Source organism: Sphaerisporangium sp. NPDC088356, from assembly GCF_040685555.1.
Lineage (GTDB): Bacteria > Actinomycetota > Actinomycetes > Streptosporangiales > Streptosporangiaceae > Sphaerisporangium.
Genome location: NZ_JBFBIK010000211.1, coordinates 1 through 5,960 on the forward strand (window position 1 = coordinate 1; position 5,960 = coordinate 5,960).

The 5,960-nt window shown below is 65.3% G+C and carries 6 protein-coding genes; 4 read left to right on the forward strand and 2 right to left on the reverse strand.

Going from position 1 to position 5,960, the window contains the following annotated elements; all coding sequences use genetic code 11:
* Positions 1–464 (forward strand): RICIN domain-containing protein (locus AB0O34_RS35880; RefSeq protein WP_363923298.1); only part of this gene is annotated, 464 nt, incomplete at its 5' end.
* Here AB0O34_RS35880 and AB0O34_RS35885 read toward each other — a convergent pair.
* A complete protein-coding gene (locus AB0O34_RS35885) occupies positions 409–762 on the reverse strand; it encodes a hypothetical protein (RefSeq protein ID WP_363923300.1) in 354 nt (117 codons plus the stop codon). The genes AB0O34_RS35880 and AB0O34_RS35885 overlap by 56 nt on opposite strands.
* A gap of 1,213 nt (positions 763–1,975) precedes the next feature.
* Here AB0O34_RS35885 and AB0O34_RS35890 point away from each other — a divergent pair.
* Entirely contained in the window at positions 1,976–3,379 is a 1,404-nt protein-coding gene (locus AB0O34_RS35890; RefSeq protein WP_363923302.1) for a ricin-type beta-trefoil lectin domain protein, read from the forward strand.
* A gap of 218 nt (positions 3,380–3,597) precedes the next feature.
* Here the strand turns inward: AB0O34_RS35890 and AB0O34_RS35895 are convergent, their stop codons facing one another.
* Complete coding sequence (locus AB0O34_RS35895; RefSeq protein WP_363923304.1) at positions 3,598–3,879, reverse strand: hypothetical protein; 282 nt, start codon at positions 3,877–3,879, stop codon at positions 3,598–3,600.
* Between the two features lie 432 nt (positions 3,880–4,311).
* Here AB0O34_RS35895 and AB0O34_RS35900 point away from each other — a divergent pair, with 432 nt between their 5' ends.
* Positions 4,312–4,860 (forward strand): hypothetical protein, encoded by a 549-nt coding sequence (locus AB0O34_RS35900; RefSeq protein ID WP_363923306.1) that lies wholly within the window; start codon positions 4,312–4,314, stop codon positions 4,858–4,860.
* Between the two features lie 282 nt (positions 4,861–5,142).
* Positions 5,143–5,529, forward strand: coding sequence for a transposase (locus tag AB0O34_RS35905; protein ID WP_363923307.1), 387 nt, complete (start codon positions 5,143–5,145; stop codon positions 5,527–5,529).
* The last annotated feature ends 431 nt before the right edge of the window (positions 5,530–5,960 follow it).

Sequence of the window (5,960 nt, forward strand, 5' to 3'; positions counted from 1 at the left end):
CCACCGACGCCACCGAGAACGCCGTCCAGGCCAACATCGTCGCCGCCGGCTACTCGACATCGGGGTCGAGCAGCGGCAACCAGCAGCTCGCGGGCGCGCAGTCGGGCCGGTGTGTGGACGTCCCCAACCTCTCCACCGTCAACGGCACCCAGGTCCAACTGTGGGACTGCAACGGCGGCCCCAACCAGCAGTGGACGCTCACCTCCGCCAAGGAACTCACGGTCTACGGCGGCAAGTGCCTGGACGCCTACGGCCACGGAACGAGCAACGGCACCCAGGTGGACATCTGGGACTGCAACGGCCAGTCCAACCAGCAGTGGAACCTCAACTCGAACGGCACGATCACCGGCGTGCAGTCCGGACTGTGCCTCGACGCGTACGGCGGCGGCACCGCCAACGGCACGAAGATCATCCTTTGGGCCTGCAACGGCCAGGCCAACCAGCAATGGAGTCTGCGCAACTGATCCTTGGGTAGCTCCTTGGGTAGCGCGGCCACAGGCGCACCATCCGCCTGCGGCCGCGCGTGCGCGGCGACGCGTAGTACATCTCGAGCAGTTCGCTCGCAGGTCTCCAGGTCTCGCCGGGTTGCCAGAACCAGTTGTGACGCGCCGTCAGGGTGGCGTTGCACTCGCCGGGGAACCAGCGCGGCATGTTCCACGCGCTGGTCCCGTCCGTTTTGCGCTCGGACAGCACGCTGTCACTGCCCAGACCGCTCGCGCCGTTGCCGCCGGGCACGCCCAGCACCGAATCGGCGCCGGTCATGGGATCACCGACGGCGGGCACGACCTCCTGCTCCGGGATGGTGCCGGCGGGTCGTGATCGTGAGTGGTTCTATAGGGCTGTTGCAGTACGCGCGGCAGTAGCCCGCCCGTCGCCTGGTTCTCCCCCGTCCTCCTCGTAGCTGTCGATCCCCCGGGGCGAGGCCGCCGTATCGAGGGTCAACGAAGTTGATCGCGTAGCGACGCCGCAGGCGCCCTTGACTCGGTGGCCTCAACCGGGACACTCGATCAGCGAGGAGGACGGGATCACTCCCTCCGGCCCCGAGGCTCCATAAGCCGATCGCGAGGGGCGCGCCGATCTCGGAGTAGTGGAGTCCTAAAACGGAGGAGTGACCTTCGACTCTTCTCTCGATCTACGTACTCGCGAGACCAGGTAGAGCACTGCGAAGAGAAAGGGGAAAACGAGGATCAGGATCCAGGCACCTTCAGTAAGAGCAGCGGGAATGCTGCCATGGTCGATGAGGTGCCGCACGATCATGCCTATGGAACTGGCGATACTGAATGTTGCGCTGTATACCAGGGCCTGGCGAGTGCTCCGGGGGAGGGCCATAGCCGAATGCTAGCCGGGATGTCAATGGCCAAGTGCGGTGGTTCTGGCGCACTCTCCAGGATCTGGTGACAGTGACGGCGCCCTGATAGCCCCACACCGCGAGTTGCTCGGCCAGGTTGTGGTCGATGGTGAGGCACGAGAGCTGCCCGCAGTCCGGGGTGTAAGCCCCGCAGTCCCCGACCCACGCGACCCGGGATTGGCCGATCCCGGGTCGAAACTATCGGAATTCCGCCAAAACTTCTGGGTGGGGCGCAATAGCACGTGACGACGGCATCCCATGATCATAGTCGGCAGCCACCCGCCCTCCGCCCGGCACGCGATCGACCTGTTCACTACGAAAGTTTCATCCTGTGCGCCAGATGCAGCCGTGCACATTCCCTGGTCAGCACGCGTAGAGGAGCACCCCGCAGGACCGGCGTCCCGGGCCGGGAGTCAAGCTACTTGACATCCGCAATCGGGTCGTATTTGCTCCCTCACACCACACCTTTACAGCACGTAAGCGGCGTACCGATAACCCTCTGCTGAATGCTAGCGCTCATACCTCGGTTCCGGTTTCACAGCACCGGGCATTCGATGCCGCTGATGAGAGGAACGCAGAACATGTTTTTGACATCGGCCCGGTCCGTACGGCCAGAGGGAATCGCAAATGTTGAAGCATAGGTCCATCCTTGGGGCCGTGGCGCTCGCGGCGGCTGTAGTCCTGGCGACGGGGCACGCGGCGATGAGCAGCAGCAGCACAAAAGCCTCGGCAGGCACCGCCGCCGCGCTCGCGGGAACCGCGGGATGCGGAAAGAACCCGACGCTGACCAGCGGAACGCGAAACATCACGACCAGCGGCAAGAACCGCACCTACATTCTGCGGATTCCCTCCAACTACAACAACAACAACCCCTACCGCCTGATCTTCGGCCTCCACTGGCTGAACGGCACCATGAACGACGTCGACTCGGGCGGAAGCAGCGGGGCCTCCTGGTCCTACTACGGACAGCGGCAGCTGTCCAACAACACCGCGATCTTCGTCGCGCCGCAGGGCTTCAACAACGGCTGGGCGAACTCCAACGGCGAGGATGTCACCTTCATCGACGACATCATGCGGCAGGTCGAGTCGGACCTCTGCGTCGATCCCTCGCTGCGTTTCGCCATGGGATGGAGCTACGGCGGCAGCATGAGCTTCTCCCTCGCATGCAGCCGCGCGACGGTCTTCCGCGCGGTCGCGGTGTTCTCCGGCGCGCAGCTCAGCGGATGCAGCGGCGGCACCCAGCCCATCGCCTACATGGGTCTGCACGGCATCACCGACAGCGTCCTGAACATCTCGCAAGGACGAGCGCTGCGCGACACATTCGTGCGTAACAACGGCTGCACCGCGCAGAACCCGCCCGAGCCCGCCTCCGGCAGCCGGTCGCACATCGTCACCGCCTACTCCGGATGCCGCGCCGGATACCCGGTCGTCTGGGCCGCCTTCGACAACGGCCACACGCCCGCCCCGGTGGACGGGACCTACACCGAGAACGGCGCCCAGACCTGGACCAAGGGCGAAGTGTGGAAGTTCATCTCTCAGTTCGGGAGCACCACGACCCCCACTCCCACCCCCACGCCGTCCGTCACCCCGACCGTCACCCCCACGCCGTCCGTCACCCCGACCGTCACCCCGACGCCGACCGTCACCCCGACCCCCGGGACCGACTTCCGTCTGCGTAACGAGGGCGCCGGCCGCTGCGTCGACTCGCCCAACAGCGCCACCGCCAACGGCACCCAGCTCCAGGTATACGACTGCCACACCAACGCCAACCAGCGCTTCACCTACAACTCCGGCCGGCTGGAAATCCTCGGCAAGTGCCTGGACTCCCCGACCAACGCCGGCTCCGGCACCCGCGTGCAACTGTGGGACTGCCACACCAACAGCAACCAGCAGTGGACCTTCACCTCCAGCGGCACCATCACCAACGGCGCCAACAACCTCTGCCTCAACGCCACCGGCACCGGCAACACCTCCGGCGTGACCATCGCCACCTGCAACGGCCAGGCCACCCAGAGATGGACCAGGGCATGACCACCCACTAGCCGATGGCAGACGTCGGGTCCAGGCCACTTCGCCTGGACCCGACGTGTAATTTCCCCGCTTCGCCGGAGACTTTCGAACCTGGTCTGATCGTTCAGATCGAGAAGGGAAGTCTTCGTGGCACCACCTCGCAACTACCCCGAGGAACTGCGGGAGCGCGCTGCGGAACGCAGGCCTGGAGCCGGCTCCCCGGCGGCGACCAGTCCGCCTCACGCCTGGCCGAGTTCGAGGCCGCAAGGCCGCCGCACCTCGACTGGATCGACACCACCTTCGCCATCGCCCGCCGCACCAAAGCCTTCGGCGTCACCATCATGATGCAGGCCAAGCCCGCGGACACCGACCCGAACTTCACCGACATCCGCGCCCGCGTCGTCGAACTCTCCCGCGCGTACGGCATGCCCGTCCTCCTCGTCCACGGCGACGAGCACATCCAGGAAGCTCGCCGGCGTCCTCAACCTCACCCACGTGGAAACTTTCGGCGACACCTCCACCCATGGCTCCGCGTCACAGTCACACATAAGTCCCCCGGGAGCTTCTCCTTGGAACAGCGCACCATCCCCACCAGGTGAGACTCCCCGCTGCGGACCGCTCCTTCATTAGGTGCCCTTTTCCATCGCCTGGATAAAGACACCGAAGACCCGAGTGGCCGGGCGCTATCCCGACTGTTGACAGGTGCCCGGACAGCAATCAAAGTATGCGTTTGTACCTCTCAATGCAGCACTCGTAAGCGGCTCGGCAGCGCGCCGGGTGGAAGAAGCGGCCACGCTTGTGGACCGGGCTGAACTCAAGTCGCATGGAGGTGGAGATTGGCCGGCATTCGAAGCAGAGCGCACGACCGGCGGGGAGCGGCCAGAAAACTAAACGGACGACGTAGAAGACTCACCGCGTTCACGGTGCTCACGGCCCTGATCTCAGGTCTAGGTGTGACCGTAACACCGGGTGTCGCGCACGCTGACGGACCTGGTCCGCAGATTTCCTGCCCTACCGACCCCACTATCGTTTGGCAACTGGCGTTCTACGGCCGCACCCCGTATTTAGCGGGGTACCGATACACCGCGGTTTCCACCGCCTCGACGTTCAACGTGAGTGACGCCCGTATCGTGGACAACACCCTTGACACGCCGATCAATGCGACGTTCAGCTCATCGCAGTCACGAACCTGGCGGATCAGCGTCACAGTGGGCGCGACGGCCGAGCTGACCAAATATCTGCAGACCAATGTCAGCACGCAGATCGTGCAGGAACGGACCACCGCCATCGGTGTGAACGCCAGCCTCGTCGTCCCCCCGCACAGCCGGGTGACCGGGCAGTACGGTTTGCAGGCGTACGACGTGGTCTACGACGTCCAGACGGTGTTCTCCTCCCCGGCGAACGCAAACCGACCGCGCGAGAAGTGCTTCGACCGGGGAACCCAGCGGGGCACCACCAACGCTCCGACCGTCACCGAAGGCTGGCGCTTCATCGCGGGCTGACCGGAACCGGCGCAGAGGCAGCGGAGGCAGCGGAGGCACCGAGATAATTGGTCCTCCGCATGCCGTTTTCGTCAACACAGCTCGGCCAGGCGCCGCACTACTCGCGTCCCTTGCAGGAGCGCAGCTCCGGCCCGTGGCCGCAGCGCTGGCCGGTGACCCTGTTGCCGAATTCTCGTGCCACGCCGTGGGGCTTCTCGGTGGAGGAGGGTAACCAGGTGAAAGATCGTCTTTGCAGGCCGTGACCTTCCCCTCGACGGCTGCAGGATGGGGTTCGTGGTGTCGATGCAGCCGCGGTCGTGGCCGCAGGTGCCCGAGGCGACCGCGCGGGTGGCGCGGGCGGCGTTTCCTAAGGGCAGCCTGCCGATGATGGTGCGTGACCAACTGGGTGAGGTGTTCGCCGACGAGCAGTTCGCCGGCGCTTTCGGTGTCCGAGGGGCTCCAGCCGACTCTCCGGGGATGCCGGCGCTGGTGACGGTCTTGCAGTTCGCCGAGGACTTGACCGATCGGCAGGCCGCTGACGCGGTCCGGGGACGGATCGACTGGAACTACGGCTTGGGCCTGGAGTTGGACGATCCCGGGTTCGACTTCACGGTGTTGTCCGAGTTTCGTGCCCGGTGGCCGCCCATGGGCTGGAGGAGCGGGCGCTGGAGGAGCTGCTGGCCCACCTGACTGAGCGGGGTCTGGTCAATGCTGGTGGCAAGCAGCGCACCGATTCCACGCACGTGCTTGGCGCGGTGCGGAATCTGAACCGGCTGGAGTTGGCGGGCGAGTGTGTGCGCGCGATCGATAATGCCCCGCCGCGCATCCGCGCCTACATCGTCGTCTAAGAGTGGCCGGTTGTGGATCCGGATATTCCGGAGTCGGCACGGTATCGGATCATAGGTAACTCCTCGATCTTGGAGGGGGTACGCGGACAACCTCCAGAGGTTGCGCGTTTCTTCACAGCCAGTGGAGTCATATTGGGGCTGATCGGGGTTCTCATCGCCGTACGACCCGGTCTGGTTCCGACTCCACTACGAAAACCGAATCATGGCTGCCCGAGCGGCCACGGCCCCGGCGTGGAGTGAGTTCGATGTGGCATGAGGGGGTTCGGCCGGAGA